Below are 23,805 nucleotides of genomic sequence, written 5' to 3' on the forward strand. Positions count from 1 at the left end.
GATATATTGAAAGCTAACACTGGTAAAAAATAAAACAAATAGTTGATTAATCAGTCAAAAGAATCCGACTATTCAATCCCAATATGCCCTTAAGCCATATAAAGTGTACAACATCTAAAGGGAGGTTACCAAATGAATTGGATTACAAATTATGTTCGTCCTAAAATTAATTCTATATTAGGTCGCCGCGAAATTCCAGATAATCTATGGATCAAAGATCCTACTAATGGTGAAATGGTATTTCATAAAGATTTAGAAGCTAATCAATATGTGAGTCCTTCTTCTGGTCATCACATGCGCATTAGTGCCAAAAATCGTCTCATGCATTTTTTTGATGATGGTGTTTATACATTACTTGAAAATCCAAAAGTTGTCACAGACCCATTAAAATTTCGCGATACAAAACGCTATACTGATCGGTTAAAAGAATATCGCTCTAAACTCGGTGTTGATGATAATATTTTAAATGCACGAGGAACTATTGAAGGCTTACCAATTATTGCCACCGTTCAAGACTTTGCCTTTATGGGTGGATCACTTGGCATGGCTTCAGGGGAAGCTATTATCAAAGCTTTTCACACTGCCATTGAAGATAAATGTCCTTTGGTTCTTTTTGCTGCTTCTGGTGGAGCACGAATGCAAGAAGGAATATTGTCACTAATGCAAATGCCTCGTACAACAGTAGCAATTGAAATGATGAAAGAAGCAAAACTTCCCTATATTGTGGTTCTAACCAACCCTACCACTGGTGGTGTAACTGCTTCTTATGCGATGTTAGGAGATATCCACATTGCCGAACCTGGAGCCATGATTGGTTTTGCGGGGCCACGTGTCATTCAACAAACCATTCGTGAGACTTTACCAGAAGGCTTCCAAAGTAGTGAATATCTGCTTAATCATGGTATGATTGATATGGTTGTATCACGCTTGGAAATGAAAGCCACTATTGCACGACTTTTACGCTTGATGATGAAACATTCTGCACCTCAAAAACCTTCTTACCCATCATCTCAAAATTCTCAAACAGTATTTTCTGAAACAAATGCTGCTTAAATTATGAAAAAAAGCCACACACAAAAAGTGATTGATGATTTACTGGAAAGCTATCCAAAAAAAATTGCTCCTTCTTTAGAACGTATTTCTCGTCTTTTAGAGTGTCTTGGCAACCCACATTTAAAACTTGCACCCATTATTCACATTGCCGGAACAAATGGTAAAGGATCTGCTTCAGCCATTTGTCGGGCTTTGTTGGAAAGTTCAGGCTACCGCGTTCATGTATACAGCTCTCCTCATTTGGTGCGTTGGAATGAACGCTGGCGACTAAGCGGTCAATTTGTCACAGATAACCAACTGATCAAAACAATTCACCAAATTATAGAAGTAAACCGTAACGAACCAATCGCTGTTTTTGAAATTCTCACAGCAGTTGCTTTTATGTTGTTTAGCACAAATCCGGCTGATGTAATAATTGTAGAAGTTGGATTAGGAGGGCGTTTTGACGCTACCAATGTAATTAACAAGCCAGCTGTATCCCTTATTATGCCTATTGACTATGATCATGAAACCTTTCTTGGCAACACTATTGAACAAATCGCTTTTGAAAAGGGGGGAATTATCAAACAGGCTGTTCCTGTGGTCATTGGCAAGCAAAATTATGATATAACTCATTGTGTTTTAAGCACTCTTGCTGATAAAAATAAAGCACCTTATTTTATTTTTAACCAGGATTATCAAAGTTATGAAGAATATGGGCGTATGGTATTCCAAAACAATCAAGGTTTAATGGATTTACCACTTCCTAACCTTATCGGCACTCATCAAATTGCTAATGCTGGTGCTTCTATCGAAGCAATCTATCAAGCAGGGTTTCAACTTTCACAACAAACAATAAGCAAAGCTTTGCGCAATCTTTACTGGCCAGCACGAATGCAGCACCTCACCCATGGACGACTGGTTGATCAACTTCCTCTCAGTACTGATTTATGGCTAGATGGCGGACATAACCCCGCTGCTGGAAAAGTTGTTGCAGCAGAACTTACACAATGGAAAAAAAAATCAAACCGTCCTATTATTATGATTGCTAGTATGCTTAAAACTAAAGACGCTATTGGTTATTTTCGCCTCCTAGCCAATCTTGTAGATAAAGTTTACACGATCCCATTAAATTCCAATGATGCGAGTGTATGCCCAACAATCTTAGCTCAATCAGCTCAAAAAGTAGGACTTATTGCTAGCCCACAAGTTAATCTACAAACTGTTTTTCATAAAATTAGTTTAGAACATAAAGATGCAATCATCTTTATTGGTGGCTCTCTTTACTTTGCAGGTGATATTTTACGTGACAATGAAACACCACCATGTTAAAAAATTCCCTTTCATAAAGCTTTAATAAATAAAATTTTTTACCATGAAACTTGATTGTACTCTTTATCAACATCCTAAACTTATCACTGTTTTCGGTGGGTCAGGTTTTGTAGGACGACATATCGTTGAAACTTTAACCAAACAGGGTTATCGCGTTCGTATTGCTGTTCGTCATCCACAAAAAGCTTACTACATGTTACAAGTAGGCGAAGTGGGTCAAACCCAAATGCTTGCAACTGATGTTAAGAACCGTGCTTGTGTTGCCCGCGCATTGCTTGGAGCAGATGGTGCAATCTTTCTTCCTGGAAGTTTAACACAAGCAAGCCAGTCGAATTTTCAAAATGCACAAATTGATGGCGCAAAAAATGTTGCAGAATTATCAGCTCAAGCGAATATTCCGCTCATTCACATGTCTACACTCATCGTCAATGATGAAAATACCTTGTGCTCTTATGCTCATGTCAAATTTACAAGTGAGCAAATTGTGCGTCATAGTCACCCTCAAGCAATTATTATGCGCCCATCGGTTATTTTTGGGCCGGAAGATTGCTTTTTTAATACCTTGGCAAATTTATCTCGCTTTTCGCCTATTATACCACTTTTTGGTGGTGGGCAAAGCAAATTGCAACCTATTTATGTTGGTGATATCGCTGAATTTGTTGCACGCGCTTTGGAAGGAAAGGTTGCTTCTGGAAAAAGTTATGATCTTGGTGGACCTGTAGTTATGACATTCCAGAATATCGTTGAAAATGTACTAAAAATCATTCACCGCAAGAAAATAGTTTTATCTATGCCTCTTTCCATTGGTCTCTTCATTGGAAATATTTTAGGAAATATCGGTAAAATACCCTTATTGCCGGAACTTATGACAGCTGATCAAATACGCTTTCTACAAATAGACAATATTGTCTCTCAAGAAGCTATTAAAAATGGACGAACTTTAGAAGGGGTCGGGATTACTCCTAAAACAATGAGCGCTATTTTACCCAGTTATCTATGGCGGTTTCGTCCTCAAGGACAGTTTTCTAAAAGTTTATCAGCTTAATATACATTTTTTGTGATTAAATTGATAATATCTACACTTTTAAAATCTAAAAGAAAAAGAACCAGATGTATTGACGCTCAAACCTTATTCATGTGTTATTTTTCAGACAATATAACCTCATGAATAAATTCTTTGACCCCTCTTTTTGCAATGTCAAAACCACTGCAAACTATTAGTATTTTGCTTTATCAATAGAATTTATGATATTTTATTGCCTGTTGCGGGTATAACCATTCACTATATCGATATATTATTATATCAATATATTGTCGCATAAGCTCATGAAAATCTAAAATCATATAAACATATAAAGAAATCTTTATATGTGCGTGCATTTTTTAAGCTTCTTTAATCACTTTGAACAAAGTAATTTTAAAAGAATAAAAATAATAGCTTAAATATTACGTTATCAAGGATACCGAATTTGCTGTTTATAGCTAGCAAGAAATCTGGTATTCCTTGCCAAAAATAGAAATATTTAATCTGATGATGTGTCGTAAAGAATTTTCTTCTAATCAACCTTTAAGTGAAGCATATATTTCTTGTACAGAAAACTACAAAAATAAAACAATCGTTTTGCCCAAATATTCTAATGAAAAAGTTGCATACCTTTATCTTGATCGGTTAAAAATAAAATCAAACGTTCTATCAGAAGATATAAGCCACCTATATTGGAGTTACCTACAAAAACCTTATAAGCCAAATCTAACCGTTATTAGAACGTTTCCCTGGTAAAAAAAGGAGATGCATCGTGCGCAACTTTGGTGAGTATACCTCCAAAGAAAAAACTCAAAAAATCACTCAAATTTATACCAGTATTTTTTGCTTCTTATTCTTTTTTTCTCCATTGCCAGCTGTTGCTCAACCGTTAGCATTCCCCTCTCTTTCTAACTTCACTTGGCCAGATGGTTCATGGCTTATTTTAGCTCTCTTTGGGGGTATTTCTTGTGCCTCACTGCTCATATGTATAGCGGTTATTGTGGCTATAAAAAAAGCTTCATGGAAACCGTTGAAAATGATTCAAGCAGATTTTTTTGAAAAGCTTAAATATTATGAGTGGCTTTTTGAAGAAACAGGCCAATGCCTTCTTATTTGGGAAAATCCAACAGCTTTACCGCATATAGTTGGTAATATTTCCGCATTACAAAAAATGGAAATTAACCAGAAAAATTTTCAATGTTTTGGGCGTTGGTTAGAAGAATCATCTCTAAGACAACTTGATCAAGCGCTGATTGAATTGCGTTGCAATGGTTGCCCTTTTGAGCTTTCTATTACTACGACAAATAAAATATTGTTGCAAGTTACAGGCGTCATTGCAGGAACAGCGGCCATTGCGCGTTTTCAAAATATTTCAACACAACAAAGTGAAAATATTCGCTTACAGAAAAATATCGCCGAATTACTTAAGGAACTGAACCTACAACGTAACCTTCTTGATCATATTCAAGAACCTGTGTGGATCCAAGACTGCAAAGGGAAAATCTGCTTTATCAATCGCGCTTTTCGAGAAATAACAGGCTTTAAAGAAGGCAGTAATCATATAACTGACCTTTTCAATGAAGCCACACAGTGCAAAACAGGTGAAGCAGAAACAGTTTTTCAAGAACATGTGCATACAGTTGTTGATGGAGAACGGCGCCACTTTCACCTCACCCGTGTCACAACAAGAGAAGGGATGGCAGCTTTCGCCCGTGATGATAGTGCACATGAAAATCTTACCAAAGAAATGAGACGAATTCTTCAAAATCATTGTGAGACACTCGATCAAATTTCAACAGCTGTGGCAATTTTTGATGCTCATCAAAAGTTAAAATTCTGCAATCATGCCTTTAAGGTTTTATGGCCACTGGAAAATTCTTTTTTAGAAAGTGAACCAAGTCATTCATTGCTTCTGGAACAATTGCGTGAAAAAGGATTGCTTGGTGAACATCCTGATTGGCGTGCATGGAAAGAAGAGCTTTTTAAAGCTTACCAGCAAATAGAATCGGACCAACAAATTTGGAATCTTCCCGATGGACGTACAGTGCGTGTTATTGCTAGCCCTCATCCGCAAGGAGGTGTTACTTGGTTTTACGAAAATCTTACTGAAAAAATTGATCTTGAGCGGCGCTATAACACATTAATTAAAATACAAGGTGAAACACTTGATAAACTTTCAGAAGGTGTAGTGGTTTTTGGAACTGATGGTCGCCTTCGTTTATCAAATCCAGCCTTATCAAAATTGTGGTCTTTACCTTATAATTTATTAGTAGAAGGGACCCATATTACACAATTACAAACCCATTGTTCAACTTTAACAGTGGGGCAAGAATGGGAACAATTTACCAAATTTATCACTGGTTTTGCTGATAAACGTGATGCATATTCAGGTCGCATAGACTTAAAAAATGGAACGATTATTGATTATACATTGGTACCATTGCCCAACGGACAAACAATGCTAACATTTGTTAATGTTACTGATAGTGTTCATATTGCGCGCGCACTACAAGAAAGGAATGAAGCTCTAGAAAGTGCTGATCGTTTACGCAACGAATTTGTCCAACATGTTTCTTATGAATTACGTACACCCCTTACCAATATTGTTGGATTTTCTGACATTTTACGCGACCAAATTTTTGGCTCTATCAATGAACGCCAACATGAATATCTTGGCCATATCCAATCAGAGTCAAATGCCCTTTTGAATATTGTTAATGATATTCTTGACCTTGCAACTCTTGATGCAGGCATCATGGAATTGGACATTAAACCAGTTAACATTGCCGATGCTATGGCACAAGCAGTTGCCCGAGTAGAAGAACATCTTAACGGGCGCTATATCACATTTTCACAACAGATTTCTCCTTCTTTAAATTTCATTTTGGCTGATGCAACACGTTTGCACCAAATTTTTGTTAATATACTTAGTAATGCTGTTAATTTTGCAACGGAAAAAAGCACGATTGAATTTTGTGCAAATAAACAAGGAGACAACATTGTTTTCAGTGTCCATAATGAAGGGTCTGATATCCCAACTGATATTATGGATCGTATATTTAAACGTTTTTCTTCTCGTCCGCACCATGGTGGACGTGCAGGAGCAGGTCTTGGCCTCTCTCTTGTCAAAAGTTTCGTTGAACTCCACGGTGGACACGTTAAAATTTTAACCGGTACGGGCCAAGGGACAACAGTTAAGTGCTTTTTTCCAGTGCAAAAAGAGGATATAATTTTTTAATCTTACTTTTAGTTATTATAATAATTTTTTTCTACAAATTTCATGGAATTCTTTATGAATTTTAGTTTTTTTCTCGAAAATGAAGAAGCAACTAAACTTTTTGCGCAAGATTTAGCCCTTGCCTTAAAACCAGGCGACCTTGTAACACTCCAAGGTAATCTTGGGGCAGGAAAATCAACACTTGCCCGCGCACTTATCCATGCACTTGCTAACGATAACACATTGGATGTTCCTAGTCCTACCTTTACTCTTGTTCAAAATTATCAGCTTCCGCAATTTGAAGTTATCCATGCTGATTTTTACCGCCTTTCTATGGTGGAAGAAATTGATGAATTAGGGCTTCATGAAGCACGTGAACAAAGTGTTTTATTGATAGAATGGCCAGAAAAAGGAGCAGATCTCTTAGGGCCTACTACCTTTGCCATCACCCTACAACATGAAAACTGTGGACGCTGCATTAGCGTAACATCAGCAGCACATTCTGCCCAGCGCTTGCAACGGTCCTTTGCCATTCGCTCTTTCTTAACAGCTCATGGCCGTGGCCATGTTCACCGTTATTTTTTAGCAAGTGATGCTTCAGCACGTTCCTATGAACTTTTAGATGATGGTCACCACCAAGAAGTTCTCATGGATGCAGCAATTATGCAAACAACATATGATGCCAATTCGGCTTATTCAGAAATAACACATCTTGCAAAAGATATCCGTCAATTTGTAGGGATAAGTCGGCTTATTTCGGATAATGGATTTTCTGCTCCTCGTATTTTTGTTGAAGATTTTGAAAAAGGCCTTTTAATTTTAGAAGATCTAGGGCGTGAAGGACTTTTAGATCAAACAGGCAATCCTATAGAAGAGCGTTATCTTGCTTGTAGTGAACTATTGGCGACTTTCCATCAAAAATCATGGCCTTCAGAAAAACAATTTGCAACATTTTTACTTCAAATTCCCTGTTATGATTACCAAACTATGCAAGCAGAACTTTCCTTACTGCTGGATTGGTATATACCCTTTCAAAAACAAAAACCCTTAGATGAAAAACAACGTGAAGCTTTTTTTACCTGTTGGCACCCTTATCTTGACATGTTAATCCAAGGAGAAAATACCTTTGTTATGCGCGATTATCATTCGCCTAACATTCTTTGGCGCGCTCATAAAAAAGGTATCGATCGTATTGGTCTTATTGATTTTCAAGATGGTTTGAAAGGTCCAACAGTTTATGACCTTGTTTCTTTAGCGCAAGATGCACGTTGCTATATTTCACCAACATTGGAAGAAAAAATTCTCGATGCTTATTGCAATGCACGCCGTCAAGCATCACAATCTTTTGATGAAAACGAATTGCGTAAACTTTATGCGTTTGCGGGTGCTCAACGAATTTCAAAAATTTTAGGAATTTTTATACGGCTTCATCAACAAGATGGAAAATCATCTTACCTTAAACATTTGCCCCATCTACAAGATTATCTTGCCCGTAATCTTTCACACCCAATTCTTGCTGATTTACAAAGCCTTTATCAAGAAATGGGTATACTTGCAGACACACCATAGACAATCCAACCATTGAGCGCATTATTATGCGTCTTATACACATTTTCTCATGAGTAGGAAACAATTCATGAGATTTAATTTTGTATCATTAAACCACCTTTTTTAAAGCAAAAAATCGTTTTCTCTTATTCTTAAAATGCAGATTTCCTCCTGATTAATCATAATCTTTTTGCTCCATACAAATGGGGATATTATTATCTTCAGCCCTTACAAATCTATTGCTTTAATCATTACGTGCCACAAAACTATAAAACAAAGCGTAATGGTTGTATTATAGCTGCAACCGCAACACTTCACTCCTCTCACTTCTTTTTTGGAAAAACCACTGTATAAACGCAGTTTTTCAAGCTTTTGCTAATTGAAAATTAATATACAATGGAAATAATCAAAAGATAACTAAGATGGAATCTTTATGCTCCAAAAACAAGGCTCAATGACTCGTAAACCGCGTGTATTTTCTATTTCTCCTGGAACTTCTTTTTTGCCTCATTTTGTTGATGCACTTCTCTCAGGTACCCTTATTGATGACTTTGCACCAAATGGAGATATCCAAGCTGCGCTTGTTGATACCCTTATTTATGTACCAACACGGCGTGCTGCTCGCGCTTTACGTGCAGCCTTTACTGAAAGAAGTCATACACGGTCGAGCTTTTTGCCCACTATCCGCCCTTTAGGAGATATGGATGAAGAAAGTTCTTTTTTTGTTGAAAATCATGATAGTATTTTAACACTCAATCCCCCTATTAAAGAAAGTGAACGTCTTCTCCTTCTAGCACGCCTTATTCGTCCCTGGCGTGAAAATCTGCCAGCCCATTTGCGTGCTATATTTGGTACAGAAGATGTGCTCATTCCTGCTAATACCGCTGATGCAATTTGGCTTGCTCAAGATTTAGCAAGCTTGATGGATGAAGTTGAAACAGAATCTGCAGATTGGTCAAAACTTAAAGATATCTGCCCTGATATGGTTGCTGAATGGTGGCAAATTACTTTAGATTTTTTAACTATTATTACACAAAATTGGCCTCAAATTTTAAAGGAAAAACAACGAAGCAATCCGGTTGAATGGCGCAACCAAGCACTCAAAATACAAGCAGACATTTTACACCGCACACAACCTAATAAACCTATTATCGTTGCTGGTGCAACAGGTTCTATTCCTGCAGTTGCCCATCTTTCAAAAGTGGTTGCCTACCTGCCCAAAGGAGCCGTTGTTCTCCCAGGGCTTGATCTTTATATGGATGAAGCGCAATGGGATGCATTAGGCACAATGAATAAAGATACAACAACTCTTGATTGTTTTGATCATGCTCTTGGTGCTTTTAGTCACCCTCAATATCATTTAAAGAAATTTTTATCTCTTATGAAATGTCAACGCATTCATGTGAGTGAAATTGGCCAAAGAAGTATAATGCAAACAAAACGCGCTGTCATTGTATCAGAAGCGCTACGACCCGTTTCTACTACAGATCAATGGGCACAAATCGTGCGTGATGATTATGAAAATGTTTGCGCAGATTGGTCACTGATTGAAGCCAGTAATGAACGCGAAGAAGCTTTAGCTATTTCTATTGCTTTACGTAATGCCATTGAAGAACCTCAAAAAATTGCAGCTCTTATTACTAATGACCGCAATTTAGCACGCCGTGTTGTCGCTGAATTACAGCGATTTGGGATTGAAGCAAATGATTCAGGTGGAATACCACTTGCACATACATTACCTGCAACCCTATTACGACTGCTGTTAGAGAATGTATTTAAGCCTGGTGATCCTATCGCCTTTCTATCTCTTCTTAAACATCCACTCACAATTCTAGGACAAAATCGTCAACGTTTACGTGAAATAGTAGAAAATTTTGAATTATTTGTTCTTCGAGGCAATCCTAATCATATCAACCTTTGCGAATGTGATCAATTTCTTGAAACATGGGTGCAAACATATTCCTATAATATGTCTGACAACTGCCCCCTTGATCCACAAAAAACCGAAGAGGCACGATCGCTTTGTCACTTTTTGGTTAAAGCAGTTGAACCACTAGCGTCTTTGATAAAACAGGATAAAGAATGTACCATCACTGAAGTTGCAAGAGCAACTGTTGAGGCATTTGAAAATTTTGGGCGAGACGATAATAACTCTTTTGTGCATCTTTACCAAAATGAAGCAGGAAAAGCTCTATCAATTTTTTTGCATGAATTGGTGAGCGATCAATCAGGATTAAAGTTTCATCTTTATGAATGGCCTGCTATGTTTTCAGCTCTTATAGCAACCCGTTGTGTAAGCCCCTCTCCCGGTGGGCATCCGCGTTTATTTATTTGGGGGACCTTAGAATCACGCTTGCAAACAGTCGATACAGTTGTTCTTGGTAGCCTTAATGAAGGATTTTGGCCTTCAACAACTCGCAATGATGCTTTTTTATCGCGGCCAATGAAAATGACACTAACTCTTGAACCACCTGAAAAGCGTATTGGCCTTGCAGCACATGATTTTCAATGGGCCATGGGAATGAATAAAGTGGTGATGAGCCGAGCTACGCGGGTCAACCATATTCCTTCTGTTCCCTCACGCTGGTTGCAACGTTTAGAAACAGTAGTAGGCAAACAAGTTTGGAAAAAAATCTGCTCACGGGGAGAGACATTTCTTCATTGGGCAAAAATGCTCGACAAAACAGATACGATTGGTTTTACACCACGACCTTGCCCTGTACCGCCACTCGATATGCGCCCACGTCATTTTTCAGTGACTGAAATAGAAACATTGCGCTATAATCCTTACGCCATTTATGCTAAAAAAATCTTGCGTCTCAAACCACTTAAGGCACTCATTTATAGTCCCTATGCAGCTGACCGTGGAATTTTATATCATGCTATTCTTGCCACTTTTTGCACACAAATAAAAGACCCAAACGTTGCTCATGCATTAGCGACATTTCTGTCCATTGGGCGCAAAGAATTTGACAAATTAAATTTGCCTCCTGACATTAAAGCAATTTGGTGGTCAATTTTTGAAAATTTTGCTCCTTTCTTTATTAAATGGGAACAAAATCTCGGACCTCGTAAACGACATGTTGAAGTCGCTGCTCAAAAAACGCCTATAGGCACAACAGGTGTCACTCTTTCAGGGCGTGCTGATCGTATTGATATTTTACCTGATAAAATGGTTGAAATTCTTGATTTTAAAACCAATACTCCTCCTTCATCTAAACAGGTTCGTGCTTTATTACATCCACAATTGGCGTTGGAAGCAGCTTTGTTAATGCAAGGAGCTTTTACAGACTTCCAAGATCTTACTCCTTCAAACTTATTTTACGTCCCCCTTAAAGGAAAAGGTCCAATCAAATCTAAATCGATTATTTCATACCAAAAAAAAGCAAAAGATCAGACAAGTGCAGTCTTACTTGGTCAAGAAGCATGGAAACGTCTTATTACATTAATTGAGTATTATCAAAATCCACAACAAGGTTACCTTTCACACGCACTCCCTTCACCTCATCGTTATGAAGGTGATTATGACCACTTGGCTCGATTATCGGAATGGTCTAGTAATTTTTATAAAGCAGGTTCATCATGACTACTTTTTTTATTCCTGAAGCAGCCCTTGATGCACAAAAAAAAGCGACACATCCAAAAACAAATGTATGGGTTTCTGCAAATGCAGGATCTGGAAAAACCCACGTTTTAAGTGAACGCGTCATCCGTTTGCTTTTAAACGGTACACCTCCAGCGCGCATTTTATGTCTAACTTATACCAACGCAGCTGCTTCTGTGATGCAATCGCGTATTTTTCGCACACTCTCTAGTTGGAATGAACTTAATGATGAGCAACTCCAAACAGTTTTATCGCAACTTGAAAATAAGCCCTCAAGTGCACAAAAACTCGCTCATGCGCGTAAACTCTTTGCTCGTGCCCTTGAAACACCAGGTGGCTTAAAAATTCAAACCATTCATGCATTTTGTGAAGCTTTATTGCATCAATTTCCGCTAGAATCTAATATTGCTGGTCATTTTGAACTGCTTGATGATACAAATCGAACACAGTTATTGCACCAAGCCCGTTGCCAACTTTTGGCACATAGCCATATACAATCGGCTTTAAAAGAGCTATTTAAAACTATTAGCGAAAGTACATTTGATCAATTGCTACATGAAGCTGCTCAAAAACAGCATGAACTTTCTGATTTCTTACCGTTCATTTTATCTGAAAGTGGAGAACAGCAATTACGTGCATTTTTTAATTTAGCACCCAATGAAACACATTCACAAATACTTAAAGAAATTCAACAAACCGCTTCATTGTCTCCATATACCTTCAAATATTTTCAAACCTACAGTAATAAAAAAGCAACAGACATTATAGCGAAATTTTCTCAGTTAGCGACTGTCTCAGATGAAGAAGATATTATAGACGTTGTATCAAGCATCTACTTTACAGCTGACGGCATACCACGTAATTTTTCATGTCTTTTTTCCAAAAAATTAGATGAAACTTCGTCTTTTATTCAAAAAGAAATTGAAGAAAAACAAAACAAGGTTTCTACTTTATTAGACAAATATCAAGGTATAAAACTTGTCACACTCAATATGGCTGCTTTTCAGATTTGTGCTACTTATCTTAAAATCTATGCGGATTTAAAAAAGGCCAACGGCCTGTTAGATTTTGATGACCTTATTGAACGTACACTCTATTTATTGCAGCGTAAAGGTGCGAGTCAGTGGGTGCAATATAAACTTGATCGTGGCATTGATCATATTCTTATCGATGAAGCACAAGACACCAACCCTGAGCAATGGCAAATTATTCAGCTTTTAGCGCAGGAATTTTTTGCAGACTATAGTCAACACACAAACATCCGCACTATTTTTGCTGTTGGTGATGAAAAGCAATCTATTTATTCTTTTCAAGGTGCTGAGCCAGAAAATTTTGCTAAAAATGGCAGGATGTTTCAAAAACAAGTGCAACGCATTAATCAAAAATTTGAAAAAATACAACTGCACTATTCTTTTCGTTCTACAGCTGATATCCTCAAAGGTGTTGATCTTGTATTTGAAACGCCAGAAAATTATAAAGGACTTTCAGCAGACAATGTAAAAACAGTGCATGAACCTGTTCGTATTAACAGCCCAGGGGAAATTATTTTATGGGACACCATTTCCAAAGAAACAAACAAACTTCCTGATGATTGGTATTTAACTGTTGATCATTTGGATACACCTGAAATACGCTTAGCCAATAAAATTGCCGCAACCATTGCTAACTGGTTGCACTCAGGTGAAATGCTTCCAGCAAAGGGGCGTCTGCTGCGTGCCAGCGACATTCTGGTTTTAGTTCGTAAGCGACATGATCAATTTGTACCAGCTCTTTCTCGCGCACTTAAATTACACAATGTTCCTGTGGCTGGCGCTGACCGTTTACAATTAACCAGCCATATTAGTGTGCGCGATTTAATGGCGCTTGCACAGTTTGTTTTGCAACCACAAGATGACCTCTCTCTTGCCTGTGTTTTAAAAAGTCCACTTTTTGCGCTTAGCGAAGATGCACTCTATCACCTTGCAGCAAAACGTACAGGATCACTTTGGCAAAGCCTTTGTACCCACGCTTCATCACATGTATCTTATAAAGATGCTTTTGAAAATTTAAGCAAATACCGTACCTTTGTTGATAAAATGCCCGTTTTTGAATTTTATAGCCATATTCTCAACAATGACAAAGGACGACAAAAAATCCTCGCTCGTCTAGGATCTGAAGCAAATGAAATTCTTGATGCTTTTATGGATTATACACTCACGATTCAAAAAACCGGTTTGCCAGGACTACAAGCCTTTTTAGAAACATTGAGTGCCAATAAACCAGAAATCAAACGTGAACTTGATCAAAACCATGAAGAAGTTCGCATTATGACTGTCCACGCTGCTAAAGGATTGGAAAGCGCTGTTGTTTTTTTTGTTGATCCAGGTAGTGCAATTTGGGATACACGTTATACACCACACTTTTTCACATTTCATTTGAATGGAAGACAAGCTCTTATTTGGCGCCCAAATGCACAATTTGATACAAAATTTAAAAAAGCACTCTCATATTTAAAAGAGCGTGCAGAAGAAGAGTATAAGCGCCTTCTTTATGTAGGAATGACGCGTGCTGAAGATCGATTAATTGTTTGCGGTTATAGCGGTCAACAAGAAAACCCTAATACATGGCTAAAATTAGTAAAAAAAGCCCTTCAGCCCCACACCGTTGCTATAAAAGACCCGACAGAAGATGTAGCAGCTTGGCGCTATTCTATTACACCTTCTTCTACCCTAATAAACAAAGAAATACTTGATGAAGGCAACCAAACATTGCCACCTTTACCTGATTTTTTTCATCATAAAATGCCTTCAGAACCAGCTTTACCAAAACCCTTAAGACCTTCTGTTGCTAGTCTTTTCATTGATGTTGACGCGGAATCTTTCCCTAATCAAACACACCTTAGCATTTCACCTGTTTTAGGAGAAAAAAATACAAACAAAATTTTTACTATTGAATATGGTAATTTGGTTCACCGCTTACTACAATATCTGCCTGAGTGCCCTCCCCAACAGCGTTTTGATTATGCCCAGCGTTATCTTAACATCAAGGCTTCCCATTGGCCTGAAATTCAAAGAGAAAAAGCATTCCAACAAGTTTGTAAATTGTTAGAAAATCCACATCTCAAATCTCTTTTTTCTGATAATTCCCGCGCTGAAGTTTCGCTTACGGGTACCCTTAAAATTCATGGTAAAGAACAGATAATTTCCGGACAAATTGACCGTTTATGTGTCACCCAAGACAGCGTTCTTTTTGCTGATTTTAAAACAGGAATTCTACCAGAAGATGAAACAACTATCGCACCAAATTATTTATTACAAATGGCTCTTTATCGAAAATTGCTGCAAACTATTTACCCAGATAAAAATATTGATGCCTTTCTTATTTATTGTAAAGAAGCAAAAATTTTTACACTTACTCCTGAAAAACTCGATGCATGTTTAAATGAATTTACCTGATAAAGAAGAAAAACTTTATAAAAGGTCTTGTCCTCCTTTATTTTATCATTACTTGACATTAATCGAAGTCATCTTAATATGTAAAAAGAATATATAAAGGCTCAATCAATGACATGTATAAAAGCTGACAATAGCAATTTCGAAAACGAAGTTCTTACCTCTTCCACCCCTGTTGTAGTTGATTTTTGGGCAGAGTGGTGTGGCCCTTGCAAAATGATTGCACCAATCCTTGATGAAATTTCAATGGAAATGCAAGGCCAGGTGAAAATTGCCAAAGTTAATATTGATGAAAATCCAGAATTGGCTACACAATATGGAGTTCGCTCGATCCCCACTCTCTTGATGTTTAAAAATGGAAATATCTCATCTCATATGGTTGGTGCCGTTTCTAAAGGACGCCTCTGCGAATGGATTAAAGAGGGGCTTGGTTAAATCTTCTTATAATAAACTTTTATATAAAGAGAAAAGTTCTAAAGAGCTCTTTACCTTCTTAAAACGATTTTCTTTGCTAAAAATTATTATTTAGAACGGATTTGATAATCCTTAAAAGGTGAAAATTTTATTTTTGGGGCTCGTTCTGCTTCATAATTTAATGAAAAATGATTTTCTGCTAAAAAAACCGGATCACCATCTAAATCATGAGCAATAGCAGAGCGGTGGTTTGTGATAAAATTTTGAAGTTCATCTTTATTGTCTGTAAAAATCCAACGACAAATATTAAAACGCGCTGGTTCAAAGTTTACGGGTAAAGAATACTCCACCTTCAGTCTTTCTATTAAAACATCAATTTGCAAAGCACCAATAACACCAATAAGAGCAGGTGATCCATCGTCAGGAATAAAGAGTTGAACAACTCCCTCTTCAGCCATTTGCCTTAAAGCTTCTTTAAGCTTTTTTGCTTTCATGGGATCGTTCAAACATACGCGACGCAAAATTTCTGGTGCAAAATTTGGTAAACCTTTAAAAAGAATATCCTCGCCTTCAGTCAAAGTATCACCAATTCGCAAAGTTCCATGATTAGGAATCCCGACTACATCACCAGCATAGGCTTGATCAGCAATTTGGCGTGAACGAGCAAAGAAAAATTGCGGTGTCGAAAGCGTCATTGGTTTTCCCGTCCGAACTAATTTTGCCTTCATACCACGCTTAAGCGTCCCCGAACATACCCGTAAAAACGCAATCCGATCACGATGATTAGGGTCCATATTGGCTTGAATTTTAAAGACAAACCCTGTCATCTTGGATTCTACAGCCATTACGGTGCGCTGATCAGCCACCTGATCACGAGGACTTGGACCAAAATCAACTAACGCATTTATCAAATCACGAACACCAAAATTACGTAAAGCTGAACCAAAATAAACAGGTGTCATATGACCTTCACAGAAAGCTTGAAAATCAAAATTTTTGCATGCATCACGGGCAAACTCTACTCCTTCAATAAAAGATGCGCGTTGATTTTCAGGAAGTAAATTAGAAACCTCAACAGGCCCAGAAACTATTTGTGGAGTTACTTCATCATCATGTTGACGAAAACGATTATGATGAAGATCAAAAGTACCTTTAAAATCTTTACCTATACCTACAGGCCACGTGATTGGAGCAGTATCAAGAGCAAGTTTTTCTTCAATTTCATCTAAGATTTCTAGGGGGTCACGCGCCTCACGATCCATTTTGTTAACAAAAGTAACAATAGGAATGTCCCTCATTCGGCAAACTTCAAATAGCTTTAATGTCCTAGGCTCAATTCCGCGTGCACCATCCAATACCATGATAGCACTATCAACCGCCGTGAGAGTGCGATATGTATCATCGGCAAAATCAGCATGGCCTGGAGTATCTAATAAATTAAAAATATGCCCCTCATATTCAAATGTCATCACAGATGTTACAACCGAAATACCGCGGTCACGTTCAATTTTCATCCAATCAGAACGAGTTTGAATACGGTCTTTTTTTGCTCTCACCTCACCAGCAAGTTGAATAGCTCCACCAAACAGTAAAAATTTCTCTGTTAACGTCGTCTTTCCTGCATCAGGGTGAGCAATAATCGCAAATGTACGCCGCCGCTTTACCTCTTGCGCTCTATTTTCCATTATTTCCCCCTTAAAATCGTGCAAGCACTTCAGCAATGAGCGCACGCATTTTATCAATTCCATAAAGTGCAATAAACGATCCAAACCTTGGTCCCCGTTCTTGTCCTAAAAGAACTTCATAGAGCATTTGAAAAAAAACATTCGAAACACCAGGGCCCCCTTCAGGACTTTTTTTGTTATGATCTTGATAACGTTCGGTTAAACGTGCCACATCAAGAAGCGCATTTTGAATTGTATTTTCATCAACAGTTTCTGGAAGACTGGCTAATTTTTCATCAATTTTAGCCAATGTTAAACGTTCATCTTCATCAGGTATGCGAAATTTCTTGTTTGGTTTTACAAAAACACCAAAATATTTAATGGCAAATTCTACTAACTGGTCAAGCATTGGGTACGTTTGTGGATTTGCTCCTTTAGCATAGCGAGAAATAAATCCCCAAAGAACTTCTTTATTTTCAGCATTTGAAGCGCTTACTAAATTCAATAACATAGCAAAAGATACAGGCAAACTAATCTGTGGAGGGCAACCATTATGGATATGCCATACGGGGTTATTTAGCCGTTCTTTCCATAACTGGCGATTATAAGCTGAAAGATGTGCATAATATTCATCAACAGCTTTTGGAATAACATCAAAATAAAGTCGTTTTGCCGTTTTAGGCTTTAAAAACATATAAAGTGCTAGGCTTTCTGTTGGTGCATAAGTCAACCATTCATCAATAGTCAAACCATTCCCTTTAGATTTGGAAATTTTTTGCCCCTTATCATCTAAAAAAAGCTCATAATTGAACCCTTCAGGCGGATTACCATCAAGTACTTTGCAAATTTTAGAAGAAAGAGTGACAGAATCGATAAGATCTTTTCCTGCCATTTCATAATCAACCCCAAGCGCTTTCCAGCGCATTGCCCAATCCACCTTCCACTGGCATTTAACCTTTCCACGTGTGATTTCTGTTTCAATAGTTTCACCTGTTTCAGGTTCTATATAAGTAACAGTGCCTTCCTCAACATTACGGTCAATCATTGGTACTTGTAAAACTTTTCCAGAAACAGGAGAGATAGGTAAAAAGAGTGAATATGTTGCCCGCCGCTCTTCACCCAATGTTGGTAGAATAATATCCATAACCTGGTCATAACAGGCGAGTATTTTTAAAAGTGCTTCATCAAAACGACCAGAGTTATAATAATCGGTAGAGCTGACAAATTCATAATCAAAATCAAAATGATCAAGAAAAGTGCACAAACGCGCATTGTTAGCTGCTCCAAAAGAAGGGTAAACATCCCCAAAAGGATCTGGCACACGACTAAGTGGCTGACCAAGATAACACTCCATCTTTTCACGGTTAGGTACATTATCAGGAACTTTGCGCAAACCATCCATATCATCAGAAAAACACAAAATTTTTGTTTTAACTTGGTTCTCAGTTAAAATGTGAAACGCATGACGTACCATGGTCGTGCGGGCTACTTCTCCAAAGGTACCAATATGCGGCAAACCAGAAGGCCCATAACCTGTTTCAAATAAAACGCTCTCTGGATAACCTGTTTTTTCATAACGCTTGATAATTTTGCGTGCTTCTTCAAACGGCCAAGCTTTCGACTGGGCAGCTGCATCAATTAATTCGGGTGTAAGACTAAGGGCAGCACATTGATCACGCATTTATAATTTTTATCCTTAAATTAAATTGTTTAATACCATGGTGTATGGTCATTGAATTTATTCGTCAATAATAGCAAAGTTAAAAGTAGCAAAATTCTTTTATCTCATTTTATTACTTCACAATAAGCCTTGCTTTTATATTTTAATTGGCTTTTTTAAGTGTCGTCATTTTAAACTTGACCCTACTACACTTACTCCAAAAGAAAACAAATCCTTTCATATTGAAGACAACATAGACAAATAACGTACCTGTTGTTGGTGAAAATGAGTAATAAAAACTTTGTTAAATATTTTGTCTAAAAGTTATTTTTCCAGAAAAAATATTAAAGTAGTTTTTTATTATTTTCGTAATTTTGATGAACGCATTGCTAATGTGCGTAAGCGTAAAGCATTTAATTTAATAAAGCCAGCAACATCTTTAACTTTAATATTGGGGCCAAGAGCATAAGCAAAAAGTTCAAAACGTACTTGATCATTCCCTTTTCCTGTTGCGCCATGAGCAATTGCATCTGCACTTATTTCTTTAGCAATTTCAATAAGATATTTTGAAATAAGTGGGCGAGCAATTAATATCCCCAAAAGATAAACCCCTTCATAAACTACATTTGTTCGAAACATTGGAAACACAAAATCACGTACAAATTCTTCACGCAAATCTTCAATATAGATTTCTTTAATACCAAGCATTTTGGCTTAAAACGTGCAGGCTCTAATTCTTCCCCTTATCCCAAATCAAGCTGTAAAAGTTACAACTTTTACACCGAGTTTGCTTTGTAACCATTTAAGAATGATTGACGTATCTAATCCCCCTGAATAAACTAAAACAACTTTCTTAATATCTTGCCATTTTTTCATTTTAAAGCTCTACATTATTTTCCTTCTTTTATTCAGAAATCAACCCCATGCAAACAATCAAAATAAATTCCCCTTAAACAATATTAAAAGGATGCAAAAAAGAATGAAAAAGCTTAAAAAAATGTGTATGTGAAAAGTCTTATATTATAGCAATCTCTTTATATAAAGGAAGTTTAAATGTCATTTTTCCCTGAATGGCCCATTTTTGTACAATTCGCTCTAATATCTTTGATTTTAGCGCTTATCCCAGGACCTGATATGATGCTTTCAGTGGGACGGACCATTGCACAAAATAAAAAAGCTGGGATTATGTGTGCCTTTGGTAGTGCAACGGGTTTTGCCATTCAAGTTACTGCTGTGGCTATTGGTTTATCAGCACTTATTGTCACCTCACCGAGGGCTTTTTTTCTTCTGAGAATTGTTGGTGCTTTCTTTCTTCTATGGCTTGCTTTTCAAACATTGTTAAAAAACTCAACATTTTCCCTACAACAAACATCCCCACCAAAACATCAAAGCCTCAAACGTAATTATCTTGCAGGAGTTGGAATTAATCTTTTAAATCCCAAAGTTATTCTTTTTAATATGACTTTCTTACCTCAATTTATCGATGTTAATGACCCTATGGTCAAACAAAAATTGTTTATTTTGGGGCTTTCCTATATCCCTATATCTTTACCCATTACAATTTTATTGGTTCTTATGGCCAACAAATTTTCCACGAGTTTAAAAGAAAACCCTTTTTATATTCGCATGCTCAATTGGCTTATTGCCGCTATCTTCATTATTTTTGCTTTACGCCTACTTATCATCAAAGCGCACTAAATTAAGCTTATTCATCCCCAGTTGTATTTTCGCAGTGCAATCGCTCAGATTTACGTAAGCGTTCTGAAGCTGATTTTAGCTGTCCACAGGCAGCTAAAATATCACGACCACGCGGCATCCGAACGGGTGAAGCATAACCTGCTTGATTAATGACATCAGCAAAGCGTTCAATTTGTTCCCAATCAGAACATTGATAATGACTTCCCGGCCATGAATTGAAAGGAATTAAATTGATTTTAGCAGGAATACCTTTAAGCAATTGTACTAATTGTTTAGCATCATCCAAACTATCATTCACGTCTTTCAGCATAACATATTCAAATGTAATTCGTTTTGCATTAGAAAGACCAGGATAATTACGACAAGCGTCCATTAACAGAGTAAGCGGATATTTTTTATTGATTGGTACCAATATATCTCGTAATGCATCATGTACAGCATGAAGAGAGATTGCTAACATAACTCCAATTTCTTTTCCGGCTCGTATAATTTCAGGAACTACTCCACTTGTTGAAAGTGTGATTCGCCGTTTCGATAAAGAAAGTCCATCACCATCAGATGCAATCAATAAAGCTTTTTTGACCGCTTCAAAATTATAAAGCGGCTCACCCATACCCATCATAACAATATTGGTGACTTTGCGCCCTTCGATTGAAACGGCTGCACCATCAGGTGTATTTTTCTCAGGAAAATCACCCAAACGATCACGTGCAACTAATAATTGCGCCAAAATTTCTTCAGCTGTCAAATTACGAACAAGTGTCTGTGTTCCTGTATGACAAAAAGAGCAGGTTAATGTACACCCTACTTGAGATGAAATACATAAAGTACCGCGCCCTTCTTCAGGAATATAAACCGTCTCAATTTCAACAGGCTTTCCAGCACCACGCGCTGGGAAACGCAAAAGCCATTTACATGTTCCATCGTTTGATTTTTGTTCTTCAACAATTTCTGGACGCGTAATAGAAAAATGATCTTGAAGCATTCTGCGCATTGGCTTGGCAATATTTAACATTTCATCAAAATGTGAAACACCACGCACATAAAGCCAATGCCAAAGTTGACGTACGCGCATACGCGTTTGATGCTTTGGCACACCAATTGCCTCTAAAGCTTGCACCATTTCATCATGCGATAAGCCAATTAAGGATAGTTTAGACCTCTCCTTTATCACAATATCATTTACTTTGAGCACTTGACATGCACCACCTGGTTGAAAAATCATATAAAATAGCCATCGATTTCCAGTTTATATAGCTATTTTTAAAATTATAGGTGCTTTAATGACATTTTTGTGCCATATTTAACGCAGCAGTCACCCCTTTTAAGGAATAAGTGTAAGTAGTATGCGTTCCCCGTTTTGAGATCGCCTTTACCACCATATTTTTACCTGAACGCATAGCAGAAACAAGCTGTTTTTCCATCTCCGATGATGCTAACCAAGCTGATGAATCCTTTGTAAAAAAGTCAAAATCCTTATCCCCAACAGTCACAGTAACTTTTGACCCTTCTTTAAGTGTATAACCAGCCATAAATTGTGGTTCGAATGTAACAGGTGAATCAGAACGTTTAGTGACCAAAAAGAAATTATCACCATGATTAACAGTTGTTGGAAGCGCACTTAAAGGTACTGACAACACATAACAAACTGTATTTTCTGATGATTTATAAGAATAAGCTCCCCAAGCTTCAAATTGATTTAGGCGGTTTGGCGTTTGTGCCCATGTTATCCCAGCAGCAGCTAGAATCATCACAGACGTAGTGATAAAAGTCTTTTTTAACATCTTCATTTAGCTCACTTCTTTATTCTCTTTAACAAAATTCTTTTATTAATGAAGCCTAACAAAGGCTGGCTAAATATTTAGCATTATTGTTGTTAATTATTTAACAATAAAATAAGGCTTCTAATTAAAATAAGCCTTTCATTCTAGTGTAGCCTTTTGGCTTTTATAGAATATAAATTTTTTTATTTATAACCAGATAAAAAGACAACACTCTGATTTCATTTCGTCAAATTTATTTTTGCATAAAGAACTTATGTTTTCGTAAACGAGTATATTTCTGCCGTTTAAAATAAAAATATACCTTACTCTGTTTGATAATTTGATTGCAAAATAGAACAAAAAATAAACACATTGTCAAATCGTTAAGCAACAAATTGTAAGAATTATACTGTATACAAATGAATTATTACACAACTTTGAAAAAACATATTTTTGTGGGAAATTTTGAATTTTAAAATCTTGTCGTTATCATTAATCGATATTAAAAATTGGATCTACACGCATAAAAATACAAGAGTAGTTTTGTCTCTATATTGATCAACTCTTTGCCTATACACGAAATACGAACACTTTAGTTCACTTATTAGAGTATGCTTAAAGATCAGGCATCACATTCCTTATCAACTAAGGCCAACTTTTAGATTTGTGCGCGATGCTATTTTACGCCTTTTCCTTATTTTGCTTATTCAAAAGAAATATCGCAAAATTATTAAATATTATGTGCCTTCTAATTTTGAAATACTTACAAAAGAGACTATCAGGATATTAATCTTTTTTTTTTAAGATTAATTACTTTAACATAAATTATGTCATATTCAGTCTTCGATTACTTCTACCATAATACATATATATGTACCAATATTGCCTCTCAGGCTGCATTTAATGTTAAATGTTGAAGTAATAAAGCATCAAGTGCGTCAACATCATGTGTATTGCGTAATTTGTCAATAACGTCAGAATAATGCAAAATACGCATAATTTGTGACAAAGCTTTCAAATTATCCGTGCCAGCATGCTCTGGTGCTAAGAGTAGAAAAACAAGATCAACAGGTTCATCATCAAAAGTTTCAAAATCAACTGGATGTTCAAGACGAGCAAAGATACAGATATTTCGATCAATATTAGGAAATTTCCCATGAGGGATCGCAATACCATTTCCCACACCAGTTGATCCCAATTTTTCACGCTGCAAAATAACATCAAAAACCATACGCTCATTAAGGCCTGTTAACTCATTAGCTTTCTCAGCTAAAATTTTCAGGACTTGTTTTTTCGAATTTGCTTTAAGCACCGGAATAATTGCTTCTGGTGCAATTAACTCATTCAAATTCATAATTTATTTCCTTTTTTTACGCTTAAATACTTATTTACAAATCCCAAAATAGTATTAATTTTTA

The 23,805-nt window shown here is 36.9% G+C and carries 13 protein-coding genes and 2 pseudogenes; 9 read left to right on the top strand and 6 right to left on the bottom strand.

All coding sequences use genetic code 11. From position 1 onward, the window contains the following. Positions 1 to 132 precede the first annotated feature (132 nt). The 8 genes from accD to trxA all read left to right on the top strand — a co-directional run bounded on the left by accD (position 133) and on the right by trxA (position 15,623). Positions 133 to 1,053, top strand: coding sequence for an acetyl-CoA carboxylase, carboxyltransferase subunit beta (gene accD / locus J7R05_RS00765; RefSeq protein ID WP_010703199.1), 921 nt, complete (start codon positions 133 to 135; stop codon positions 1,051 to 1,053). A gap of 3 nt (positions 1,054 to 1,056) precedes the next feature. Next, positions 1,057 to 2,364, top strand: a complete 1,308-nt coding sequence (locus tag J7R05_RS00770; protein ID WP_208540773.1) for a bifunctional folylpolyglutamate synthase/dihydrofolate synthase — start codon at positions 1,057 to 1,059, stop codon at positions 2,362 to 2,364. A 43-nt stretch (positions 2,365 to 2,407) separates the two neighbouring features. Continuing rightward, positions 2,408 to 3,409 carry a complex I NDUFA9 subunit family protein gene (locus J7R05_RS00775; RefSeq protein WP_208540774.1) on the top strand — a complete coding sequence of 334 codons (1,002 nt, stop codon included), beginning with the start codon at positions 2,408 to 2,410 and terminating at the stop codon, positions 3,407 to 3,409. Positions 3,410 to 4,160: 751 nt separating this feature from the next. Further along, a complete protein-coding gene (locus tag J7R05_RS00780) occupies positions 4,161 to 6,626 on the top strand; it encodes a sensor histidine kinase (protein WP_208540775.1) in 2,466 nt (821 codons plus the stop codon). A 54-nt stretch (positions 6,627 to 6,680) separates the two neighbouring features. After that, positions 6,681 to 8,174, top strand: coding sequence for a tRNA (adenosine(37)-N6)-threonylcarbamoyltransferase complex ATPase subunit type 1 TsaE (gene tsaE / locus J7R05_RS00785; protein ID WP_208540776.1), 1,494 nt, complete (start codon positions 6,681 to 6,683; stop codon positions 8,172 to 8,174). A gap of 433 nt (positions 8,175 to 8,607) precedes the next feature. Continuing rightward, positions 8,608 to 11,739 carry a double-strand break repair protein AddB gene (addB, locus tag J7R05_RS00790; protein WP_208540980.1) on the top strand — a complete coding sequence of 1,044 codons (3,132 nt, stop codon included), beginning with the start codon at positions 8,608 to 8,610 and terminating at the stop codon, positions 11,737 to 11,739. Further along, positions 11,736 to 15,191: a double-strand break repair helicase AddA gene (gene addA, locus J7R05_RS00795; protein WP_208540777.1), complete on the top strand. Its 3,456-nt coding sequence runs from the start codon at positions 11,736 to 11,738 to the stop codon at positions 15,189 to 15,191. Before addB ends, addA begins: the two co-directional genes overlap by 4 nt. Positions 15,192 to 15,299: 108 nt before the next feature. Continuing rightward, positions 15,300 to 15,623 (top strand): thioredoxin, encoded by a 324-nt coding sequence (trxA, locus tag J7R05_RS00800; RefSeq protein WP_010703192.1) that lies wholly within the window; start codon positions 15,300 to 15,302, stop codon positions 15,621 to 15,623. Between the two features lie 86 nt (positions 15,624 to 15,709). On the opposite strand, the gene J7R05_RS00805 is transcribed toward trxA, so the two are convergent. The 3 genes and pseudogenes from J7R05_RS00805 to J7R05_RS00815 form a co-directional block, all read right to left on the bottom strand. Further along, positions 15,710 to 17,287: a peptide chain release factor 3 gene (locus J7R05_RS00805; RefSeq protein WP_208540778.1), complete on the bottom strand. Its 1,578-nt coding sequence runs from the start codon at positions 17,285 to 17,287 to the stop codon at positions 15,710 to 15,712. A 10-nt stretch (positions 17,288 to 17,297) separates the two neighbouring features. Continuing rightward, on the bottom strand, positions 17,298 to 18,947 hold the full coding sequence (locus J7R05_RS00810) for a lysine--tRNA ligase (protein ID WP_208540779.1): 1,650 nt from the start codon (positions 18,945 to 18,947) through the stop codon (positions 17,298 to 17,300). A 339-nt stretch (positions 18,948 to 19,286) separates the two neighbouring features. Beyond that, positions 19,287 to 19,802 (bottom strand): annotated as a pseudogene (locus tag J7R05_RS00815) (argininosuccinate synthase domain-containing protein). A gap of 177 nt (positions 19,803 to 19,979) precedes the next feature. Here J7R05_RS00815 and J7R05_RS00820 point away from each other — a divergent pair. After that, the gene (locus J7R05_RS00820; protein WP_078689284.1) at positions 19,980 to 20,624 is read left to right on the top strand and encodes a LysE family translocator; all 645 of its coding nucleotides are present in this window, start codon (positions 19,980 to 19,982) and stop codon (positions 20,622 to 20,624) included. 7 nt (positions 20,625 to 20,631) lie between these two features. On the opposite strand, the pseudogene rlmN reads toward J7R05_RS00820, so the two are convergent. The 3 genes and pseudogenes from rlmN to ptsN all read right to left on the bottom strand — a co-directional run bounded on the left by rlmN (position 20,632) and on the right by ptsN (position 23,741). Further along, a pseudogene (rlmN, locus tag J7R05_RS00825) lies at positions 20,632 to 21,862 on the bottom strand (dual-specificity RNA methyltransferase RlmN). Between the two features lie 42 nt (positions 21,863 to 21,904). Then, a complete protein-coding gene (locus J7R05_RS00830) occupies positions 21,905 to 22,408 on the bottom strand; it encodes an invasion associated locus B family protein (protein ID WP_208540981.1) in 504 nt (167 codons plus the stop codon). Between the two features lie 868 nt (positions 22,409 to 23,276). Continuing rightward, the gene (gene ptsN / locus J7R05_RS00835; protein ID WP_208540781.1) at positions 23,277 to 23,741 is read right to left on the bottom strand and encodes a PTS IIA-like nitrogen regulatory protein PtsN; all 465 of its coding nucleotides are present in this window, start codon (positions 23,739 to 23,741) and stop codon (positions 23,277 to 23,279) included. Between the last annotated feature and the right edge of the window lie 64 nt (positions 23,742 to 23,805).

This window comes from Bartonella capreoli (genome assembly GCF_902813205.1).
Classification (GTDB): Bacteria; Pseudomonadota; Alphaproteobacteria; order Rhizobiales; family Rhizobiaceae; genus Bartonella; species Bartonella schoenbuchensis.

Excerpts from the sequence above, each read along its gene's own strand:
- accD (WP_010703199.1), top strand. The coding sequence starts at position 133 with ATGAATTGGATTACAAATTATGTTCGTCCTAAAATTAATTCTATATTA.
- J7R05_RS00770 (WP_208540773.1), top strand. The coding sequence starts at position 1,057 with ATGAAAAAAAGCCACACACAAAAAGTGATTGATGATTTACTGGAAAGC.
- J7R05_RS00775 (WP_208540774.1), top strand. The coding sequence starts at position 2,408 with ATGAAACTTGATTGTACTCTTTATCAACATCCTAAACTTATCACTGTT.
- tsaE (WP_208540776.1), top strand. The coding sequence starts at position 6,681 with ATGAATTTTAGTTTTTTTCTCGAAAATGAAGAAGCAACTAAACTTTTT.
- addB (WP_208540980.1), top strand. The coding sequence starts at position 8,608 with ATGACTCGTAAACCGCGTGTATTTTCTATTTCTCCTGGAACTTCTTTT.
- addA (WP_208540777.1), top strand. The coding sequence starts at position 11,736 with ATGACTACTTTTTTTATTCCTGAAGCAGCCCTTGATGCACAAAAAAAA.
- trxA (WP_010703192.1), top strand. The coding sequence starts at position 15,300 with ATGACATGTATAAAAGCTGACAATAGCAATTTCGAAAACGAAGTTCTT.
- J7R05_RS00805 (WP_208540778.1), bottom strand. The coding sequence starts at position 17,287 with ATGGAAAATAGAGCGCAAGAGGTAAAGCGGCGGCGTACATTTGCGATT.
- J7R05_RS00810 (WP_208540779.1), bottom strand. The coding sequence starts at position 18,947 with ATGCGTGATCAATGTGCTGCCCTTAGTCTTACACCCGAATTAATTGAT.
- J7R05_RS00820 (WP_078689284.1), top strand. The coding sequence starts at position 19,980 with ATGTCATTTTTCCCTGAATGGCCCATTTTTGTACAATTCGCTCTAATA.
- J7R05_RS00830 (WP_208540981.1), bottom strand. The coding sequence starts at position 22,408 with ATGTTAAAAAAGACTTTTATCACTACGTCTGTGATGATTCTAGCTGCT.
- ptsN (WP_208540781.1), bottom strand. The coding sequence starts at position 23,741 with ATGAATTTGAATGAGTTAATTGCACCAGAAGCAATTATTCCGGTGCTT.